General features: G+C 46.9%; 13 protein-coding genes. All 13 read left to right on the forward strand.

Going from position 1 to position 22,205, the window contains the following annotated elements; genetic code table 11:
• The first annotated feature begins 4 nt into the window (after positions 1 to 4).
• The 13 genes from RMY31_RS27810 (at position 5) to RMY31_RS27870 (ending at position 22,121) form a co-directional block, all read left to right on the forward strand.
• A complete protein-coding gene (locus tag RMY31_RS27810) occupies positions 5 to 1,195 on the forward strand; it encodes a hypothetical protein (protein ID WP_322657469.1) in 1,191 nt (396 codons plus the stop codon).
• A gap of 28 nt (positions 1,196 to 1,223) precedes the next feature.
• Positions 1,224 to 2,693, forward strand: coding sequence for a phage tail sheath family protein (locus RMY31_RS27815; RefSeq protein WP_322657470.1), 1,470 nt, complete (start codon positions 1,224 to 1,226; stop codon positions 2,691 to 2,693).
• Between the two features lie 182 nt (positions 2,694 to 2,875).
• On the forward strand, positions 2,876 to 3,307 hold the full coding sequence (locus RMY31_RS27820) for a phage tail protein (protein ID WP_322657471.1): 432 nt from the start codon (positions 2,876 to 2,878) through the stop codon (positions 3,305 to 3,307).
• Between the two features lie 117 nt (positions 3,308 to 3,424).
• Positions 3,425 to 3,904: a phage tail protein gene (locus RMY31_RS27825; RefSeq protein ID WP_322657472.1), complete on the forward strand. Its 480-nt coding sequence runs from the start codon at positions 3,425 to 3,427 to the stop codon at positions 3,902 to 3,904.
• A gap of 207 nt (positions 3,905 to 4,111) precedes the next feature.
• Complete coding sequence (locus RMY31_RS27830; protein WP_322657473.1) at positions 4,112 to 4,279, forward strand: DUF5908 family protein; 168 nt, start codon at positions 4,112 to 4,114, stop codon at positions 4,277 to 4,279.
• Between the two features lie 3 nt (positions 4,280 to 4,282).
• Positions 4,283 to 4,990: a LysM peptidoglycan-binding domain-containing protein gene (locus RMY31_RS27835; protein WP_322657474.1), complete on the forward strand. Its 708-nt coding sequence runs from the start codon at positions 4,283 to 4,285 to the stop codon at positions 4,988 to 4,990.
• The gene (gene vgrG / locus RMY31_RS27840) at positions 4,987 to 6,762 is read left to right on the forward strand and encodes a type VI secretion system tip protein VgrG (RefSeq protein WP_322657475.1); all 1,776 of its coding nucleotides are present in this window, start codon (positions 4,987 to 4,989) and stop codon (positions 6,760 to 6,762) included. The genes RMY31_RS27835 and vgrG overlap by 4 nt, the downstream gene beginning before the upstream one ends.
• Positions 6,763 to 6,951: 189 nt before the next feature.
• A complete protein-coding gene (locus tag RMY31_RS27845) occupies positions 6,952 to 7,254 on the forward strand; it encodes a PAAR domain-containing protein (RefSeq protein ID WP_322657476.1) in 303 nt (100 codons plus the stop codon).
• A 1-nt stretch (position 7,255) separates the two neighbouring features.
• The gene (locus RMY31_RS27850; RefSeq protein ID WP_322657477.1) at positions 7,256 to 7,708 is read left to right on the forward strand and encodes a GPW/gp25 family protein; all 453 of its coding nucleotides are present in this window, start codon (positions 7,256 to 7,258) and stop codon (positions 7,706 to 7,708) included.
• 173 nt (positions 7,709 to 7,881) lie between these two features.
• Positions 7,882 to 11,598 carry a hypothetical protein gene (locus tag RMY31_RS27855; RefSeq protein ID WP_322657478.1) on the forward strand — a complete coding sequence of 1,239 codons (3,717 nt, stop codon included), beginning with the start codon at positions 7,882 to 7,884 and terminating at the stop codon, positions 11,596 to 11,598.
• Between the two features lie 341 nt (positions 11,599 to 11,939).
• Positions 11,940 to 12,428 (forward strand): carbohydrate-binding protein, encoded by a 489-nt coding sequence (locus RMY31_RS27860; protein ID WP_322657479.1) that lies wholly within the window; start codon positions 11,940 to 11,942, stop codon positions 12,426 to 12,428.
• 143 nt (positions 12,429 to 12,571) lie between these two features.
• A complete protein-coding gene (locus tag RMY31_RS27865; protein ID WP_322657480.1) occupies positions 12,572 to 16,603 on the forward strand; it encodes a hypothetical protein in 4,032 nt (1,343 codons plus the stop codon).
• Complete coding sequence (locus RMY31_RS27870; RefSeq protein WP_322657481.1) at positions 16,596 to 22,121, forward strand: hypothetical protein; 5,526 nt, start codon at positions 16,596 to 16,598, stop codon at positions 22,119 to 22,121. The genes RMY31_RS27865 and RMY31_RS27870 overlap by 8 nt, the downstream gene beginning before the upstream one ends.
• Positions 22,122 to 22,205: the final 84 nt, after the last annotated feature.

Here is a 22,205-nt window from a genome sequence, read left to right on the forward strand (position 1 = left end):
GGCCATGAATTTATACAAAAAAATCCTCAATTTGGATCTCTGGCACGACTTTTACCTAGGTCAACCCGATCCTCCAGAGTCACCGCCGAGGAATTATGACATCTCAAGCATGTTGACTGTGGTTCCCACTCCGGATTGTTTGCGGGTGCTTCGCAATTTCCGTTGGGTATTTCGTCCACAGCCACGCGGGGCGAGCATTTTTGCCCAAGTCGTTCAAACCTCCCCTGATGCCTTTAGGACTTTGCTCGCAATCGATCGACCGTTACGCCTGACGTTTTGGCTAGTGGTACGCGATCGCTACTTCGCCAATTTCACGAATCTTTCCCTCACCGCAACCCGCCAGCAGCTTTATTATTTCTCCAATCTTTCAGGAAATCAGGGGCACGCTTTATTCCTGACTCAACCTTTGTTGGTTTACACAGCCAACACTGAATATCGTCTAGGGCAATTAGTGAGCCACCAAGGTAAAACTCTAGAAGCGTTGCGTTACCAAACTGCTGCCAGTGCTATCCCTAATGCTAGTGATTGGGATATCTTACCTGGTAGCCAGTATGTGTCAGAATTAGACCTGCTACCTCGACAGGGGCTATCTCGCAGATATACCATCGCCAGCGCTAATCCTGGCGATCGCTTTCGCTTGGCGTTAGTAGATGTGAATCAGCAGGAAGCTTACGCCTTGGAAGTCACCGCCCCAGATAACCATACTCCTGGTGAAGCGCTCGCTGTTAACTTAAATTTTGCTGGACAAATCCCTGGTCGCTATCAACTATTCCTGAATGATACCCAGGTTGAAGAGTTTGTACTCTTTGACCCTCTTGCTGCTGGGGATGCATTTGCCCTAGTCGAAATCGCTCTGAATCAAATAGTGCCACAGGCTTTCTCCCTATTGCAATCCAACGCTGGTCAGACCTTGATTCAACCACGAACCTACGTCATTCGCTTTAAAAATCGGGCAACTTACTGGCGCTATCGTTATGAACAGCCTCATGGTTTCACAGCCAACGAATTACCTGACTTTGAATTGATAGATCCTAAAACTTATGCCACCAAACGACCACTGGGTTTGCGCCTGCGACCCGATAGTTTGCTCGCCGACGGCAACGATCGCTTGCTCCCCGCGCCAGGAGTCACGCTGATTAAACCGGAAAGCGATCTACAAGCCGGTCTAACGATTTATTCTGATATCCATTTATAACGCCTAACTTAATTACCTAATTAGAACTATGCCAAGCACCTACAAAACTCCAGGGGTTTACATCGAGGAAATCTCAAAGTTTCCACCTTCGATTGCAGAAGTCGCAACCGCCATTCCTGCTTTTATTGGATATACCCAAAAAGCAATTATCGATGGTCGGGACTTACATGCCGCCTCAGTCATTGAACCAAAACGAATTACTTCTCTTTTGGAATACGAACAATACTTCGGAACTGCCGAACCAGAGGAAGGTATTATCATCACCATTGAAGAACAAGTTGATGGCGAAACTCCACCCAATGTTATTGAGCGGAAAGTAACTGGAAGCATCAATCAAGCTTCTCCTCATAACATGTACTATGCTCTACAAGCGTACTTTAAAAATGGTGGTGGGCCTGGCTACATCGTTTCGGTAGGTAGTACAAAAGCAACTGGCGGTGTGATTTCAGCTTCAGCTTTACAGGCTGGTATCGCAGAAGTAGCCAAAGAAGACGAAGTTACCTTGTTTGTATTCCCTGAATCGCAAGCTCTCAGTGCTGCCGATAGAGCAGGTGTTTTCGGTGATGCCCTCAATCAATCTGGCTTACTGAAAGACCGATTCGTGATTATGGATATGCAGTTACCAGCAACTGGACAAGACATCGAAGCCGCAGCAGGAAACTTTCGCGACCTCAGTCTATCTTTAGATAACCTCAAGTACGGTGCTGTATATACACCCAATATTGAAACTATTTTCAATTATCAGTACGAGCCAAGTACTGTAACCTTAAACCATCAGCGGATAGCTCCTGATAGCACCAGGACTGCTGGTTCCTTTAACGGTCAAAAGATGTCTGCTTTGGCAACCAGTACAACAGATGCCACTGTGGGCAATGCAATTTTGTTTAACTTAGTCAAAGCTGCGGTGGAGGCTATTCCTTTGGTACTTCCTCCCAGTCCCTTAGTGGCGGGTCAGTATGCCGCAGTCGATAGTACTCGTGGTGTCTTCAAGGCTCCTGCTAATGTCGCCCTCAGTTCAGTGATTAAGCCAACCATCAAAATCACGAACGCTCAACAAGAGAATCTTAACGTCCATACCACTGGCAAATCTATCAATGCAATTCGAGCCTTTACCGGCAAAGGAACTTTGATTTGGGGCGCTCGAACTCTGGCAGGTAATGATAACGAATGGCGCTATGTGCCAGTACGCCGCTTCTTTAACATGGCCGAAGAATCGATTAAGAAAGCCACTGAAGCATTTGTCTTCGAGCCTAACGATGCCAACACCTGGGTGAAAGTGCGGGCGATGATCGAAAACTTTCTCATCTTGCAATGGCGGGCTGGGGCACTAGCTGGAGCCAAGCCAGAGCAAGCCTTTTATGTCAGGGTGGGACTCAACGAAACCATGACCGCACTCGACATCCTCGAAGGTCGGATGATTATCGAGATTGGTATGGCTGTGGTGCGTCCCGCTGAGTTCATTATCTTGAAGTTCTCTCACAAGATGCAAGAAAGCTGAGTCTAATTGAGCAATTATACCAATTCTTCAAAATCCAGCTACACATGAATCCCCGCGTCTCCCTTGTCCCCGCATCCCCGCGTCATCCATGATCTGTAGCCGTCTTAAAGAGAAAAGGTATTAATGCTGGCGATCGCTAATTATCAACTTCACAAATTAACCCATCAATATACTAAGCAGTTATGGCTGATTATCCTTTACCTAAATTTCACTTCCAGGTAGAGTGGGGTGGCTCTCGCCTGGGATTCACCGAAGTTTCCGGCTTGAACGTGGAAACTGACACGATCGAATACCGAGAAGGAAACATGCCCGAATATCACAAACTCAATATGCCCGGTATGCAGAAATTGAGCAAAATCACCATGAAGCGGGGCACCTTCAAGGCAGACAACGATTTCTATAAGTGGTGGAATACAGTTGCCCTCAACACCATTGAGCGACGCGATCTGACCATCAGCTTGCTCAACGAAAAACATGAGCCAGTCGTAGTCTGGAAAGTCAAACATGCCTGGCCCACCAAAGTACAGTCTAGCGATCTCAAAAGCGATGGCAACGAAGTAGCGATCGAAACTATTGAGATTGCCCACGAAGGTCTGACAATTCAAAACGGGTAATAAGTAGGAAGCAGGAGGTAGGAGGGAAGAGGGTTTGAGTCTATTTCATTTTTCTTAACATAGTTTTGTTTATCCACGTCGCTCTACTCAATTACGAATTACGAGTTGGTATAAGTTATGGTACGCACTTATCCCCCGGTCGGTTTCTTTTTTGATGTGATTTTTCAGGGCGACAACCTGGACAAAAACGTAGTGGAAACACGCTTTCAGAGTGTTACTGGTCTGAGTGTAGACATGCAGACCGAGACACTAAAAGAAGGTGGTGAAAACCGCTTTGAGCATATCCTGCCAGTGCGTACCAAATACAATCCGTTGGTACTCAAGCGCGGCCTAGTCCAAAACTCAGAAATGGTGAAGTGGTGTATGGATGCCATTCTCAACTTTGACATCCGCCCCATGAACTTGCTAGTGCGTCTGCTCCATGTCAAACGCTCTAACTTCAACCAGCCTCCTGAAGCCATTGAACCGTTGGTTACTTGGAAAGTCATTAATGCTTGGCCCAAAAAGTGGTCAGTTTCGGAATTCAATGCCGAGCAAAACTCCATCGCGATCGAATCGCTGGAGTTGAACTACAGCTATTTCGAGACACTTAAGTAGCTCTTATGAACTGAAAAGGGAGCAGGAGGGGCAGAGGAGCGGAAGAAGCAGGGAGAGATTAGGAAAGCTTAAAAGCTCAAACTCCAACCTCAAAGGTTCAAACCTCCGCCTCAAAGGCTCAAACCCCAACCTTAAAAGCTCAAACCCCTTACTCCGCCTCTCGGTCCCTCCGCCCTCCTGCCTTTTTCAACACATGAGGACAAATCTATGCCACTAGAAATTAGAGAACTCGTAATCAAGACCTCGATTAATGATGGGGGAGAGGGTCAAACAACTTCAGGAACAGCAGGGAGTGATGCTAGCGACCAAGCCGCCATCATTGCTGCCTGTGTGGAGCAGGTACTAGCCATCCTCAAAGAAAAGTCAGAGCGATAAACCATGACAGGCGAACTCACCAAAATTAAAATCCTGGCCTACAAGGACAAGCGGTTTGAGAATAAGTTGGGAGAATTCGATCTGCCCATAAATCCAGAGCAGTTTTCCCAAGCCTTTAAGGTGGAATACGATTTTGCCCAGGCCCAAGGCTCCCAAGGCAACGATCCGCAATTTAAATTCACTCGCCCCGAAGAATTGAAGCTCGACTTTACCTTCGATGGGACGAATGTAGTGCCAATCAAAGGCAAACCTAACAAATTTCATCAGAACGTAGCTGGGCAAGTACAGGAGTTTCTCAACGTGGTTTATACCATGGACGGCAGAACCCACAAGCCCAATTTTCTACGCTTGCTGTGGGGAAACTTTTCTTTTGGCAGCAAAAACGGCTTCGACTGCATCCTCAAAGACTTACAGATCAACTACACTCTTTTTTCCCCGGATGGTCAGCCCCTGCGGGCCAGGATAGGTGCTAGCTTTGTCAACTACATCGAGCAGGAACGCCGGGTACGCGAAGAAGGGAAAAAATCGCCCGATGTCACCCATCAACGCAAGGTGACAGCCAGTGATACGCTACCCTTAATGACTTACCGCATTTACGGCGACCCATCTTATTACCTACAAATCGCCAAAGTCAACGGTCTAGTTAATTTTCGCCGTCTGGCTAGCAACACTGATTTAAGATTTCCACCGCTTGAGAAAACGGAATCATGAGCGATCGCATTATTCCCACAAATTCGACCTCTGATGTCGTGACTTACAAGTTGCTTTCCGATGGCCAGGACATCACAAACAATTATGCGGTGTTATCCCTGACGGTAAATCGGGTAGTCAATCGGGTGCCGACAGCTCGCATCGTGTTGCGTGATGGTGACGCTGCCCAAGAAACTTTTGCCAGCAGCGAGGGGCCTGACCTAATTCCAGGCAAAGAACTGGAAATTAGCATAGGCTACGATGGCATAGATCGCCTCGTCTTCAAAGGGTTGATTGTCAAACATGCCCTGAAGGCTGGTGCTAATGGCAGTTCAATGCTGATCCTCGACTGTAAGGATGCCGCCACGAAGTTGACCGTTGGTCGCCACAGCCGCTATTTCAGCGATATCAAAGATAGTGATGCGATCGCAGAAATTATCGGCAGCTACAGCGGCTTATCGGGAGTAGAAATTGCCGACACCAAAATTAAGTATCCGGAAATCGTACAATACTACGCTACAGACTGGGACTTTATCTTGTCGCGGGCGGAAATGAACGGACAGATAATCTTGGTGGAAAACGGCAAGTTCAAGGTCAAACCTCCCACGACCAAGGGTAACCCACTCATCGCCCTTACCTATGGCACCAACCTGCTAGAGTTTGAAGCCGAAATGGACGCGCGATCGCAGTACAAAGCAGTCAAGGCACAGGCTTGGAGCTATGCCGATCAGGCATTGCTTGAGGTTGAGGGCAAGGAACCAACGCTCAACGAGCAGGGCAATCTCTCAGGACAGCAGTTAGCTGGGGTAATCGCCCTACAGGCATGGGAACTACGCCACAGCGGTTGGCTACAAGACCAGGAACTCCAAGCCTGGGCTGATGCCCAACTGCTCAAAAGCCGATTGTCCAAGATTCAAGGGCGAGTGAAAACCAGAGGCTACCCCGATGCTCGACCTGATGCCTTAATTAAGCTTGAAGGCGTGGGTAAGCGTTTTAACGGTTTAGCCTATGTTTCTGGCATTCGTCACGAACTTATTGATGGAGCCTGGTTTACCCATATGCAGCTGGGTTTGGGATCTCAATGGTTTTACCAAGAAGCAGAAATCGTAGATAGACCAGCATCAGGAATGCTTCCTGGGGTCAACGGCTTGCAGATTGGGGTGGTAGTGCAGTTGCAAGGCGACCCCAACAGCGAAGACCGCATCCTTGTCAAAGTCCCTACCCTCAACCCTAAAGCTGAGGGAATTTGGACGCGAATCGCCACCCTTGATGCTGGCAACAATCGTGGTTCCTACTTTCGCCCCGAAATCGGCGACGAAGTGGTACTGGGCTTTCTCAACGACGATCCGCGCGACCCGATTGTGCTGGGAATGCTCAACAGCAGCGCCAAACCAGCACCGCTGCCAACCGCTGACACCAATCATCACAAAGGCTTTTTCACTCGTTCGCAAATCAAAGTTACCTTCGACGACGAAAACAAAGCGATCGCCCTCGAAACGCCAGGCGGTAACAAAATTATCATCTCTGATGCCGACAAAGGAATAACTTTAGCAGACCAAAATGGCAATATTCTCACCATGAACGATAGTGGCATCAACATCAAGAGTCCTAAAGACATCACCTTAGAAGCCACTGGCAAACTCACACTCAAAGCCTCCCAGGATACCAACATCGAGGGTTTGAACGTGAATGCCAAAGCCAGTGCCCAGTTCAAAGCCCAAGGCAGTACTGGGGCCGAGGTTTCCACAAGTGCGATCGCCATCCTGAAAGGCTCGTTAGTGCAAATTAACTAATGTTAGGAAAAACGAACCGCAAAGGCGCAAAGGAATAAGAGTTCGACAGAGTTTTTGCATAGGTCTAATAACTACATAATTTTACAAATTCTTAGCCAAAAAAAGACATGTATAAACACCTCTGCGACCCTTTGCGCTTACCTCAGTGTACCTTTGCGTTTCAATTTCAAAGCTCACTCAATTTACTTTATGGGAAAACCCGCTGCCCGCTTTAACGATATGCACGTTTGCCCGATGCAAACCCCAGGCTTACCCCCGATTCCCCATGTTGGAGGCCCCATCATCGGCCCCGGAAGCGTAAATGTCTTAATCGGCGGACTGCCAGCCGCAGTTATCGGCGATACCTGTGTTTGCACCGGCCCGCCCGACACTATTGTCTTGGGATCGGCAACCGTGATGATTGGAGGGAAACCTGCTGCTCGCTTGGGCGATTCCACGGCTCACGGAGGCTCGATTGTTTTAGGAGACTTCACTGTATTAATTGGAGACTGACATGGATGACGACAAAGCCTTTCTAGGCACTGGCTGGGGATTTCCCCCCACCTTTGATAAAGCGTCTCATAGTGTGCGACTTGTGAGTGCTGAGGAGGATATTAACGAAAGCCTACAAATTCTCTTGACCACTAGCCTGGGTGAACGGGTGATGCAGCCGACCTATGGCTGTAACCTGGACGATTTACTGTTTGAACCCCTTAGTCCGACTGTTGCCAGCAGTATTAAAGAACTAGTACGCATTGCCATCCTTTATCACGAGCCTCGCATCCGTCTCGATCGCTTGGGTCTCAATCTCGATGAGCAGTTGAAAGGTGTCGTCAACATTACGGTGGACTACACCATTATCAGCACCAATTCTCGCTTCAACTTTGTTTATCCTTTCTATCTACAAGAAGGCATTACCAACTTATTTTCGGTTGCAGTTGGAACAGCACAATTGGCTAATTCGTAATTCGTGAGGCAGTCCGGTGAAGCACTTGCTGTCTTCTCCCAAAAATTAAACAAAGTCAGATTTCATCTGGGTTTCCTGGTTTCAATCTGTAGCCTGATTTTAAAGAATTGGTATAACTCTTAAACTCGACTCTATTTGCGTTGTCTTGCTTTACGTTGGTAGCTTTCAAAGTCATGAACATCCGCCCCGAAAAACTTAAAAATCCATTAATTCGCGATGGGGTGAGCCAGCGCCAGCGTCAGGTTCCGGCCTTGTCACCCGACTATGTAAATGTCGATGAAAACGACTTGGCAGATTTTCTGGTCTTTGCGTATCGGTTGAGCAAGCAGGTTATCTATTACAAAGCTGACAATCAGGCTGATGGTGACTGGCAAGCCTTTTTTACTGGCAGTACACCCATACAAATCGCGCTGATCGGCAAAACCCGCCCTCAAACAGTCAAAGACCAGTATAGCCAGCAGTTACAGGATTTTCTAGACGAATTATCAAGCGAAACCCCGCAGTCAGACAAGAAATTTGAGAAGTTTGCGCCTTTGCTTGCTACTTGGGTTAAGGTGTTGAACCAAATCCTCGAGTGGTATAAAAGTTTAGAATCCTACACTCCACTGAAGTCCGTCATTAAAGGATTGGTCAAAACCAATCTGCGTGAACCTCTATTACGGATCTGGGCTTTTGAACAAGCCTATGTGGCAGCTACCGGAAAGGAGGTAAATTTAGCAAAATTTTATGCAAAGTTCAATGATGACTTCGATCTAAAGCTCAGTGCCCCAGTAGGCGATCGCACACCTTTCAACGCTACGTCCTCGAAAGCGCGAACCGAACTGGACGCTGTATTTCAAGTTTTATTTCAAAACTACTCTCAAATTATTCAACAAGCACCGCAATACTTGAATAGCAGCCTGCAAGCCAGACAGGATTATCAACCCTACCTAGCCCTTTATTTCGCTTTTCTGGAGGTGATGAAGCCGGCCAGAGATGACCTCAACCTGATGACACAGCGGCATCTCGACTTTTTTTACCGTGAGGTGCTGCGTTTGCCCGATCGCCTAGCCCAGGCGGATCGCGCTCACCTAATCTTTGAACTAGTCAAGTCTCAAATCGAATACAAGCTAGCTGCTGGGACTCGCTTCAAGGCTGGTAAAGATGCCAGTGGCAAGGAGCTATTTTACAGCCTTGATGCAGAAATCGTCATTCACAAAGCCCAAATTACCAGTCTCAAAGGTTTGTTTTTAGACTTACAAGCAGTCATTGAGGAAAAACCGCAGCGATATCCCGGTTTGTATGCCTCGTCGGTGGCGAACTCTTTTGATGGCAAAGGAGCAGCTTTTCCCAAAGAACAAACCGTCAAAACTTGGCTGCCGTTTGGTAATGACCAACGCGAACCGACAAAGTTAGGTCTAGCGATCGCTTCAGATGTCTTGTTGTTGCAGGAAGGTCAGCGCGTGATTCAATTCACGTTCTCCCTAAGCGGTTCGGTGACAAAGCTGGCTGAAGATAAGCTTCATGAAGTTTTTGAAGTTTATTTCAGTGGTGAAAAAGGATGGATCGAAGCCAGCATTTTGAAATCTGGCGATCGCGTACCTGAAGGTGGTACAGAAAAAACAGGGTGGAATGGTTCTGACCTGTCTTTGGCGATCGTACTAGCTGCCGATATTCCCCCCGTCTTTCCTTATCGCCCGGATTCTCCAATTCCCTATGACCCTGACATCCCTAACTTCCCTCTCAAACTTCAGCGACTAATGCCAGTGGTTCGCTTAGAATTAAAAACTCAGGTTCTCGTCGATAATCTCCCGGCTTACCACTATTTCCGTGATGCCAAACTGGAGAAACTTGCACTCAGTACGCGGGTAAAAGAAGTCCGCAATTTGGCGATTCAAAACGACTTGGGGGTCTTGGATACCAGCAAACCTTTCCAGCCCTTTGGCCCCAGACCAGTAGTGGGGTCAACATTTTATGTGGGCAGTAAAGAAATTTTTCAGAAAAACCTCTCGGCTCTCAAAATCAAGATTGAATGGAAAGGATTACCCAGTTCACTAGCAGACTATTATCGCGGTTACTATTTGAGCGACGATACCAATCCCCCACCGCCGGACTTTAACAATTTTTCTGCAAAAGTAGAGCGGCTGACCAAACGTACTTGGTCGTCAACAGGCTTGGTGAGCAATACTTACAATCTTTTTAATCCCCTAGGCGATCGCACCCTTGTAGATAGACCACCTCCGCAAACGCCACTACATGGGGAAGAGATTGATAACTTAACAACCTTTAACAATCAAACTAGTAGTGGTTTCTTACGCTTCGTCCTCAATCAAGATTTCTTACACGAAGAGTTCTTGAAAAAATATGCTGTGCAAACATTGGCTTCAGCTAAAGATTTTGCCGATGAGAAATATGTCAACGAAGCTGTCTACGAACAAGAAGATAAAAGCCTGAAGCGATGGCGACCAGGGGTTTCCTTAACTAAAGGAAAGGTAGCGCCAATTACCATTAACACACCTTACACGCCGGTCATCCAGTCGCTTTCTCTGGACTACACCGCCGTCGCCCCTAAACAGGATTGCACACTTTTCCATCTTTACCCGTTTGGAGGTTTTGCTGAGTTGGAAGGAGAAAACCCCGACTTTTTGCCCCAGTTTACTCATGAAGGCGAATTGCTCATCGGATTGCAGAACATCGATCCTCCTACAGGATTACCTTTACTTTTCCAGGTGGCAGAAGACAGCGCCGACACAGCTTTGAAAAAAGCCGATGTCCAGTGGTACTACCTGAAAGACAACACCTGGCAATCCCTTAGCGATCGCATTGTCAGCGACAATACTAACGGTCTGATTGCTTCTGGTATCATCAATCTTGCTATTCCCGAAGACATTAGTCAGGCAAAAACCACGATTCTCGATCCCAGCTTGTACTGGATTAAGGCCAGTGTGCCAGCGCGGAGTGGGGCCATTTGCCAAATCCTCGGCGTTCATACCCAAGCTGCACGGGTGACTTTTACCGACGAAGGCAACGATCCCAATTATCTAGCTACTCCCTTGCCAGCTGGCAGCATCGCTAAACAAGTCAACCCAGACCCTGAAGTCAAAATAGTGGAGCAACCCTATGACTCCTTTGGCGGACAAATTAAAGAACAGCCTGCTCATTTTTATACCCGTATCAGCGAACATTTGCGCCACAAAGGACGGGCAGTTACCATCTTTGACTACGAACGGCTGGTGCTGGAAAAGTTTCCCGAAATTTACAAAGTCCGCTGCATCAATCACGGACAGGTTAACGAACAAAGCGGCAAATTGGAAGAATTGACACCTGGGGCGATTACTTTGGCCGCGATCCCCGATTTGTCACGGCAGATCGCCAAGGATTTAGAACCCAAGGTTAACATTAACCTTTTACAACAAATCGAGAAATATTTAGCTGGAATCAGTTCTCCTTGGGTGGCGATACAGGTGGTTAATCCTGCATACGAACATATCCAGGTGGAGTTTCAGGTGAAGTTTAAGTCTCCCTATAATGCCAACTTTGGCTATTATCGCCGACAACTAGAGCAAGCAATTACCTATTTTCTTGCGCCTTGGACAACTGATACGCGAGCTGAAATTCAGTTTGGCGGTAAACTCTACCGCTCTGCCATTGTCAACTTTATCGAAAAGCAGGACTACATTGATTATGTTGTTGATTTTAAGATGCACCAAAACAATCAGCGGGATATTCAAGAAGCGATCGCCTCAACTGCGCGATCGGTGCTAACTTCAGTCTCGTTAAAAACCACAGGTCAAAACCACATTATTCAGGAATTTCAGGAAACAACAGCTGTTCCCAATCCCAAACTTGAGTCTGGTGTCCTGGGTTATGAATCTCTAGATAATTTGGAATTGTTTGAAATTAATGAGTAAAAAACTATATTCATACATTTACAGATGTCAACTTAATCTTTATGAAACGAACCACAGAGACACAGAGGACACAAAGGAAGAGATGAGTATTGCATAGCAGTCAATATGAATTGCTAAACAGACAAGTCTATCCTAATCCTCTGCTTAAACTTAAAAATACAATCCTTAAGTAGCAAATATAGGAATCTACTTTTATTTCTGAAATTATTTGCGTAGAGAGGGAACAGGAACAGGAGAGAACAGAGTTAGAGGTGTACTGAGTTTTTTCAAAAATCAAATATGAGTCTTATGTTCTCAACCGAACTCTTAAAAATCAAAACTCATCAACAGGATTTTTAGTTATGTTTACAATATCTAATGATGCAAATGTTCTGCGAAATCGCAACGAACTGAAGAGTTTATTCAAAAATAAAAGTCGCCTATCCGAAACCCATTTTGCTGAGTTAATCAACTCAATGCTGAACAAACAAGACGATCGATTTCATGGGCTGTGGCAGGAAGGACGAACCTACCGCAAAGGCGATGTCGTCTATTACCAGGGGGCACTCTGGGAAATGCAAGCAGAAACAGAAATCTGCGCTAATGAAGATGAAGCACCAGGCACAGGTTCCCAATGGAAATCGCTGCTCAAAGAACTAGAACAGAAAGTAAACCAACTTCAGCACGATTTAGCAGCTTTGACCAAGGCATTTACTGAGTATCAAGAGCAAATGAAATTACATCTGCGCCAATTAGTCAGGTATATTACATTACTGACCTTGGGATTAGCGATCGCTTTTGTCTGGCTGCTGGTTGGGTCTACCCATCACATTTTCACCGGGACGAATTGAGAAGAGGCAACGGAGATGGGGAGCAAAGGAGATAAGGTGCAAGAATTTAATGCAAGTTTTTCTTCTCTCCCCTCAGCCCCTCAGCTCCTCTGCCCCCCTGCCCCTCCGCTCCTCTGCCCACCACCCGAACGCACCTGAATTCCATGCTGGAATACCCAAGCATATCGAAGCGCAAGCCCCAATTTCCCGAATATTTGAATTTTCAAACCTTAAGGGATATCGGGATCAAACACTTGCAGGACTTGTCCGGTAAACTGTGGACAGACTACAACCTGCACGATCCTGGTGTGACTATCCTGGAGGTACTAAGTTACGCCGTCACGGATCTGGGCTACCGCAACAATCTAGATATCAAGGATCTGTTGGCACTGAATCCAAGCGATTCTAACAGTCAAGAGAACAACTTTTTCACCCTCGATGAAGTACTAACTTGCAATCCGGTAACAGAACTGGATCTGTGCAAGCGTCTGATCGACATTCCAGGCGTGCGTAATGCCAAACTGGAAAAGGTGACAACCTATAAGCCAGACATTTATGTAAACTTTGCTACTAGCAGTCTGCAATACACCCCTCCAGATGTTCAGCCAGAAGACAAAGCTTTGTGTCTGCATCCCCGTGGACTTTACACTGTTTGTATTGACCTCGACCCTGAATACAGTAAGAACGCCTGTGGGCAAATTTACCGTTCCTGGTCTGATGTCCTCGATGATGTCAAAAGCGTGTTGTGCAGATACCGCAACCTCTGCGAAGACGTTCGCGATGTCGTCATTTTCGGTGAGGAAGAAATTGCGCTGTGTACTGATATCGAATTGGCGGCTGATGCTGATGCCGAGGATGTGCTGGTAAACATATATGTACAGGTACAGGCATTTCTGTCGCCCCACTTGCGGTTCTACACCCTGCAAGAGTTGCTAGATAAAGGCAAAAGTCCCGCCGAAATCTTTGCTGGTAGACCTTCGACTCTCCATGATGAACCTTATGCCAGTCATGGTTTCATTGACACCGACGAACTAGCAGCGTTGACTCCGCCGCCAATCCTCCATACCTCAGATTTATACCAAGAAATTCTCAAAGTGCCAGGTGTCGCGGCAATCAGAAAACTGAGCATCATCAACTATATCAATGGTCTACCTCAGTCGCAGCACCCTTGGTATCTTCAACTGACCGAGAAACACCGTCCGGTGCTGGGGGTTAAATACTCGAAGGTCAACTTGTTTAAGGGCAACCTGCCCATTGGAGTTAATGGCGAAGAGGTTCAGCGTCGCTACAATGAGCAACAAGCTGCACGCATCAAAACACCGCGCGACAAGCATGAACTGGATTTGCCTGTACCGCAGGGCAGTTATTACAACTTGGCCGATCACTATTCGATCCAGCACGATTTTCCGTTAACCTACGGCATCAGTGAAGAAGGGCTACCCGAAACTGCTTCGGCGTTGCGTAAAGCCCAAGCCCGTCAATTAAAAGGTTATCTAGTCTTTTTCGATCAATTATTGGCGAACTACTTAGCCCGACTTGCCCATGTGCGCGACCTCTTTTCCTGGGAAATTGATGCAGTCGAGGGAGAGCAAGGCTATGCTATGCGATCGCCAGAGCGACAGTATACTTACTTCACGGAAGGTTTGAATTTTCCAGGATGGGAGGAGATCCTCGGCAATAAAGAGTATCTCACTTCCATCGGCGAGGATGTGGACAATCCCACTAGAGAAACTTACCGCGAACGGCGCAATCGTTTTCTCGACCATTTACTGGCCCGTTTTGCCGAGTCCTTTACTGACTATGTGCTGCTTAATTACCGCATATTTGAGACTCACCAGGATAAGGTAAAGCATGAAACCGAGACTTTACAGGACAAAGCGCGCTTTTTACAAGATTATCCAGCGTTGAGCCGCGATCGCTTCCGTGCTTTCAATTATTGCAACTGCGAAGAAGTCTGGGACACCGACAATGTATCGGGCTTCAAAAAGCGGGTTTCTCGCCTGCTGGGCATCGACGATGTGCGGCGACGGGATCTCTGCCATTATAGAGTTAAGCATGATGCTGGTAGTTTTACCTTTGCTGTGAACTGTGGCTTGGAGGATCGGTTAAAAAGTCAGCATTACTCCACCCAGAAAGAGGCTGAGGCTGCATTAGAGAAGTTTTTATTATTTGCCCTACATGCTGATTTTTACAAGCGCCTTTCTTATCGTTATTTTTACCACTACGGCTGGAAAGTGGTAGATGCAAGTAAAAGCGTTTTAGTCAACTACAATCGCTACTTTCCCTCCCAAGCAGAACGCCTAGCCGCTTTACCTGTGTTGCTACAAGAGTTATCCGTTCGCCTGGCTCAAACTACTGCGATCGCACCAAGTGCCGTCTCTTTTGAAAATTTCATCAGCATAGAGTTGGATGGAGAAGATCTGTATTATTTTCGCTTAGAAATTCCGCCAATCTCGCCCGCGACAGGTGAAATGATTACCTTTACTGGAGTGCAACGCTACTTTTCTCGCATTGCAACCCAGGAAGCTGCGATCGCTAGCTTGCAGCAGATTAGGCAACAACAAAATTATCGTCAAAGCCGACTGGGTGATGACGATATAGCCAAACGATTCACCTACTACGGGTATGCCTTGATAGATAACGAAGGGCAAGTTTTGTCTGACGCTGGGCGTTGGTTGAAAACCGAAGAACGCGAGATAGCGCTGAAACGTTGGTTCAGCAGCATCCAAGCGAACCAAAATCAATTTAAATTGGATGTAGAAACCACGGGTAAGAACTATTGTTTTGTAATTAAAAATAATACTGACAATCAAACCCTGCTGCGGAGCCTGAACTCCTATTCTACAGTAGATGCAGCTTGGCAAGCCGCCGGAGATTTTGCGGAAAACCTGCGTTACTTAAACCGCTACGTTAGTCCAGCCAGAGATCCAGCAGGTCAAAGCCATGGATTAGGAATCAAAGATAAAGATGGCAACCTGCTAGCTGTGGCGGAAACAGATCGCAATCCTAGAGAAATTTTTCAACAATTGAACTCAGTAGAGCAGTTTTTGCGAATTGAGAATGAGAATCAGCCGATAGCAACTAGCTATTCCTACCGATTACTAAACCGCAATGGCGATATCGTACTGCAAAGCATACAAGTATTCGAGAATGAAAACACTGCCCGCGATCGCTTTTACTGTGATGTGTTAGGCATCCTATTTGAGCCAGGCGCAATTTATCCCACAGCTACCAACGACGGTTTTGGATTTCGGGTGTTGAGTAAACCAGGCGATCGCAAAAGTGAAGTTGCTATTCACCCACACACCTATACTTCAGAACAAGAGCGGGATGCTGCGGTCAATGGTCTATTTTTGCTAGTACGCACTGCTCGCCTGAGTATCAGCATAGAACAACAATCGCCTGCCTTTATCGGTCAGGTTTGCGACCAAGAAAAGCATATTATCCTAGAGGGTACGCAGCGCCATGACACGGAGGACGCTGCCTGGAAAGAAAGCAACTTCTTGGTAGAACTTGCTCAAGAGCAGGATAATTTTCGCTTGGTTGATAGTGACAATGGTGTTTATGGATGGGAACTGACCAACGAAAGCAAAGACCAAATCCTGGCCAGCCACTATTACAGTAGTTTAGATGAGCGAAACCAAGCGATCGCAGCGTTACAGGCACGCAACAATGATGAAGGATTTCATGTGTTGGAGCATATTCTCCTACGTCCCAAAACAAAACAGCCTGCTGCGATTTCAGACGACTTTTTGCCCATCATCGTTACTGCGGACGATGCCAAAACCCAAGCGGGACAATCTTGTTTAACCTGGCAAGACCCTTACTCGTTCTGGGTGACTGTGATTTTACCTTACTGGCCAGAACGGTTTCGTGATATCAACTTCCGCCGATTTGTCGAACAAACCCTGCGACTGGAAGCACCGGCTCATGTCGCCCTGAAGATTGCCTGGTTGGATGTGCGCCAAATGCGGGAGTTTGAAGCAGCTTATCGTCAATGGCTAGAGCAACTTTCCTTAGAGATCTGCGAGGATGCAGCTTGCGATTTGACTGGGGCGCTCAACCGTCTGCTGGCCATTTTACCCAAACTTCGGAGTGTTTATCCCAAGGGGATTCTGCTTGACTCCCAGGAAAGCGGCTCGAAAGAGAATCCGATTATCCTCAACCAGACTGCGCTAGGAACTGCCAATGATTAAGGCTATGAACACCATCACCAACAATATCAGCTACCCCATCTTCACGCCTAACCAGGTGTTGACAAAGGATGACTTGAATCAGCTCGTCAATTATCTCGATGAGCAGAACCGATTCACCCGTGCCTACCTGATTGGTACAGGAATTGTTTGTGGCATGGAGTTGAGCAGCACCTATCAAACAGCGCAGGCTCAAATCCAGATTTCGGCAGGATGTGGCATCACCTCGGAAGGATATATTATCTCTGTTTCAGCGACAACACTCACTCATTATCAAATTGACCAGCTTGTCTCGGATGCTTTGTTTGCAGCGACTCCCAAGTCAGATGAAGTCAGCGCTACACCACCTCAAAATTACAAAGTCATAGAACTATTTGAGCAAAGTGGCAATTATCGAGTAGGTCTGCATCAAGCACCGGACGGTACTACGCGAGATGCAACGGCGTTCCAGAATTTTCTGAGTAACCAGGTATTGGTTGTGGTATCTGAGATTCAGGATGTGCAGTACGACTCTTGCCTGCTTGACTTCGATAAACTAAGCAAAGAGCGTAGCTTCAATCTCCGCTTTTTTCTGCTACCCCGCTCTGGGCCGGATACTGAGAAAGACTTTATTAGTGCTAATACTCTACTTGCCAGAGGGTATCAGATAGAGCAATTTCCGGAACCCTGGAAGCAGTTTGTCAATCAATATGGAACTCCGGCAGTTTTTGAAACAAGTAGCCACTTTCTCCAAGAGTTTGACTTAGAGATTAAGAACTTTAAAGATTTTGCTCCCAAGGTTCAGCGATTTGGTTATGTCGCAGCCGAACAGAAGGTAGACCTGACGAAAATTAGTGACTACACGACTTTTCGGGAGAACTACTATTTAGTTTGTACCAATGCGATCGCGGCGATCGACAATGCTTTCCCAAAACTTTTTCAATTGTTCTCGCCTTTTTTCTCTTCCTTTCACCCCGCTTCCAATAACGACTTTGCTCAACTCAAGCAACATCTCGAAAAGCTGCTAGCAAGCTTTCAGAATCAGGAAACAACGGTGTCGCTGGAAAAGGTCGAGGTTCCAGAGGCTCCATATACGCTGCAATATTTTTACGATTACCTCAGTCAATTAGTGGCTGCTTATTATGAATTAGCTGAGGCAGCCTTTGACTTGATGGATGACTGTACGCCTGACACCAGGCGGTTTCCCAAATTTTTGCTGTTGGGGACAATTCCCAACCCCAACCAAGGAATTCAAGGATATGCGGCAACTTCCGCCTATCGCAGCCAGTTCACCCAACCCCCAATTTACAACGCTAATCAGCTGCGCCTCAAGCAGGTGCGTCACCTTTATGAACGCCTGCTCAATTTGTGTCAACCAGACAGTTTCTACTTGCTGCCGTTTTACAACACACCGCTGAAAATCACGCCTAGTAAAGACCGCTCGGCAACACTCAGCCAGCAGGCTATCCCTTATTACCTGAACTACCCGAAAGTCTATCGTTACTGGAGCTACGATGCCTATCGTAAAGGACGCAGTGACCAGCATCCTGCTTATTTTTTACCCAACAATGTTCTGCCGCGTAACAAGCTGGTTTACCGCTTAGATGGCTATAATTTTTACAGAATTGAGGGGCATATCGGCAAAGCTACCAGCAATGCCCTCAAACGAATTCAGGAATATCAACAGCAATATAATTTGCCCTTTGATGTCATCACTCTTAAATGCGGCAGTCTGTCGAGTTTTCAGGATCTGAATGTTTCTGGTCAAATTGATGACCTAGAAACTGAATTCGGGCGGCTCAAAGATAAATTCCAAAAGCTTTGGAACAGAAATCAGGAATGGTCGCAAAATGTCTTTCTGAACACACTCAAGCGAGTATTCTTTGACCAACCGCATCTGGCTGCGATCGCTGACACTCAGTTAGTCAATCCCATTTTAGAATTGACTCAGTCAATGCCAGCCTATGAATTCGAGGCGCAAACGGACGGGAGCAATCCGCCTAGCAGATATCACCTCTTCTTAAAGAATAATGCAGGTATCCGTATTGCCCGTTATGTTTTCCAAAACGAAGCTGGTAATCCCATCGAATTCCTCGACTTTTCAGGGTTGACAGCCGAGCAAATCACCCAAGAGCAACAGCGGATTATTCAAGACCTGTCTGCCTACCTGACACTAGGGACAGTTACTTATGGTGTTGAGCGCCAATCACCGAGTAACCCGATGAGTTACCAGGTGCGGCTATCTGTAACAGACGAACTCGATTTGCCCATCAATGCAGCCACAAACGAACCACGAGGCAAAGCTGCAATTGAGTTAATTTCGCTAAATTACTTTAGCGTTACTTTGGAGAACAATCTGCCAATTATTAATCAGTCGGAGTTTCAGGACTTTGAAACCCTCTATAGCTTACTGCGGGATGTACCTGAAAACTACGCCAGTGAGAACAATCTCAATTTTAAGATGGGCGATCGCCTTGCCGCTGATAGTTTAGGCTATTTTGAACTGAAGGATTTGATAGAAACCTACCGGCAACGACTCAAGCGACTAATGGAGTTGCATTTGTTCCACAAATTTGCCCAACAGCATCCTGGTATGGAACACTTGGGCGGAGTTCCCAAAGGCGGCACTTTCATCTTAGTTTATGTAGATGGACAAGAAGTTGAAGACCTTTTAGCTGCCGATAAAAACTCTACCATCTATCAATTGCAAACTTTACGGACTGCGGCCATTCAAAAAGGTGCTTCCTTACCGCCAGCTGCGCCGGAAGAATCAATCAACAGTTGGGAATTGCTGTTAAAGGAATTGCAGAAGCGCAAAGATATTGTTGTGGCAGATTTTTGTCTACCTTACCGCTGTAGCAGCGACACCGCCGCAGTTAGTTACGTATTAGCCCGACCGCGCCCCATCGTTTTACTAGAACAAACAGACTTCTGTGAAGGTGATACTAAAGAATACGAATTCATCCTAGAACCGGAAGGTGGCACGCTCAAGGGAGAAGGAATTTTCTTTAAGGGACGCAAACATTACTTCAAACCCAGTAACATCACTCAAGAAATAGATTCCGAAGTTGCCATCACTTTCACCTACGCGGTAGACGACACCTTCGATACTTTAACGGTGACCATCTATCCCCTACCAGATGCGGGTTTCCAAATTGGCGACGAGTCAAACCAAACCACCCTCTGTGCCGACGATGCCCCCGTATCCTTAACGCCCAAGCAAGCAGGTGGCAGTTTCCGAGTGCTGGTTGGGGAACAGGATATTTCTGCCGATGCACTCGATACCCAATCTAATGTGCCACAGTTAATTTTAAGTGCAATACAACTGGGCGATGCTGAACAGTTGCAAGTCATTATTGAGTACACCATTACTAACGAAAATGGCTGCACCAACCGATTGCAGCAGCAGGTGATGATTTTCGCTCTCCCAGATGCAAACTTCCAAATTGGCGATGAGTCAAATCCAACGACCTTTGCTGCTAACGATCCGCCTGTATCCTTAATACCCAAGCAGGCGGGTGGCAACTTCCGAGCGTTGGTTGGGGAACGGGATATTTCTGCTGATGCACTCGATACCGAATCCCATCCACCCCAGTTCGTTCCCAGTGGCGTGGATTTGGGTGATGCCGAACAGCTACAAGTCACCATTCAGTACACCATTACCAGTGACAAAGGCTGCACCAATCAGTCCCAGCAGCAGGTTACTATTTTCGCCCTACCAGATGCGGACTTCCAAGTTGGCGATGAGTCAAATCAAACCACCTTCGCTGCCAACGATCCACCGATATCCTTAACGCCCAAGCAAGCTGGTGGCAATTTCCGAGCGCTGGTTGGTGAACGGGATATTTCTGCTGATGCACTCGATACCCAATCCCATTCACAGTTGATTCCCAGTGCGGTGAATCTGGGCGATGCCAAACAGTTGCAAGTCACCATTGAGTACACCATTACCAACGACAAAGGCTTTACTAATCGGGCACAGCAGCAAATCACCATTTTCGCTCTTCCAGATGCGGATTTTCAATTTGCCAGTGTGCCAAATCAAACAACCTTCGCTGCCAACGCCGCGCCGATATCTTTAACACCCAAGCAAGCGGGTGGCAATTTCCGAGTGCTAGCTGGGGAACAGGACATTGCCCATGCACTCAATACTCAATCCCATCCGCCACAGTTGATTCCCAGTGCCGTGAACTTGGGCAATGCCGAACAGTTGCAAGTCACCATTGAGTACACCATTACCGACGACAACCGCACCAACCGATCGCAGCAGCAAATCACTATTTTCGCTTTACCAAATGCAGATTTCCAAGTTAGCGGTGTGCCTAATAAAACCATCTTCTGTGCTAATGAGCCGCCGATATCTTTAACACCCAAGCAAGCGGGTGGCAACTTCCGAATACTGGTTGGAGAACAGGATATTTCTGCCGCTGCACTTAATACCCAATCCGAACCACCACAGTTAATTTTAAATGCAGTGCCACTGGGCGATGCCGAGCAGTTGCAGATCGCTATTGAGTACACCATTAGCAACGACAACGGCGACATCAACCAAAGCATTCAAATCCTCACCGTGCATCGTGTGCCTGTAGGTGACTTTCAAGCAGAGATTGCCAATATCCACACCCAAGGATTCTCAGTGCGCGTCTTTGACATTCAACCAACGGGGGAAACGTCTTTCAACTTCGTTTGGGAACATCCTGGTGGCAGCAAAGAAAGTATTTCTGGCAGCAGTGAGTTCATCATTAACTATAGTTATGATTTTGACAGATGGGTGACTGATGACGAAGTGCCCATCACCTTACGGATTGACACACCAGCCTCCTTGGGTAGCTGTAGCAGTGAGCCAATCACTAAACGTATTGCCATCCCCTTTGGCGGTGTGTTGGGAGTTAATTTGCTAACCATTAGTAATAATGTAGTCATTAATCGCACCCTGGTAGAGCGCGATGTCTTCGACGGGCTACGCCTACGCACCTTTAAACTCTCAGATTTCAACCCGAACAATCAGTACAGCTTTGAAGCGCTGACTGTGCCAGAAACGATAGGTAGTGTAGTTTTCACTTATACCGACCCTGCTAATAATGAACGCGTACTGCCAGCGGTAAATACTACACCCTACCAAATGCCCGATCGCTGGCAACCGTTGGTTGGTATCCACAAGATTAAGGTTCAAGCTTTCAAGGAAGTAAACGGTGTTCGTGTGGAAGGCACAGATGCCACCGTGATTTTTCGCATCAATGACAGTGAGCCTAACACAGACACCCCAACCAACCCAGAATCGCCTACACTGCTCAACCGCCTGCGCTTGATTTTACCGACTGGCAAGGAGATTACTATAGCCAAAGCTAATAAATCCTTGGTTAACTTCTACCACCGTGCGAGTAATGAGTACAAACTTAAACTGACCCAGGTAATGGCTATGAGTGCGATCGCTCTCCTTTTTCTACTGGGGTGGGGTTACTCATCATCAAGACAGCCTAGGAACCAAATGAACTCAGCGCCACCGTCGAAACCCATAACCTCAAGTGAATTGATGAATTAGGCTTTGGCCGAAGAAGCGCAGGGGCATAAGGCAGGAGGAGGTAGAAAGAAATGGAGACTAGGGAGTTTGAACCTCTGAGATTAG

Source organism: Dendronalium sp. ChiSLP03b (assembly GCF_034531165.2).
Lineage (GTDB): Bacteria > Cyanobacteriota > Cyanobacteriia > Cyanobacteriales > Nostocaceae > Dendronalium > Dendronalium minutum.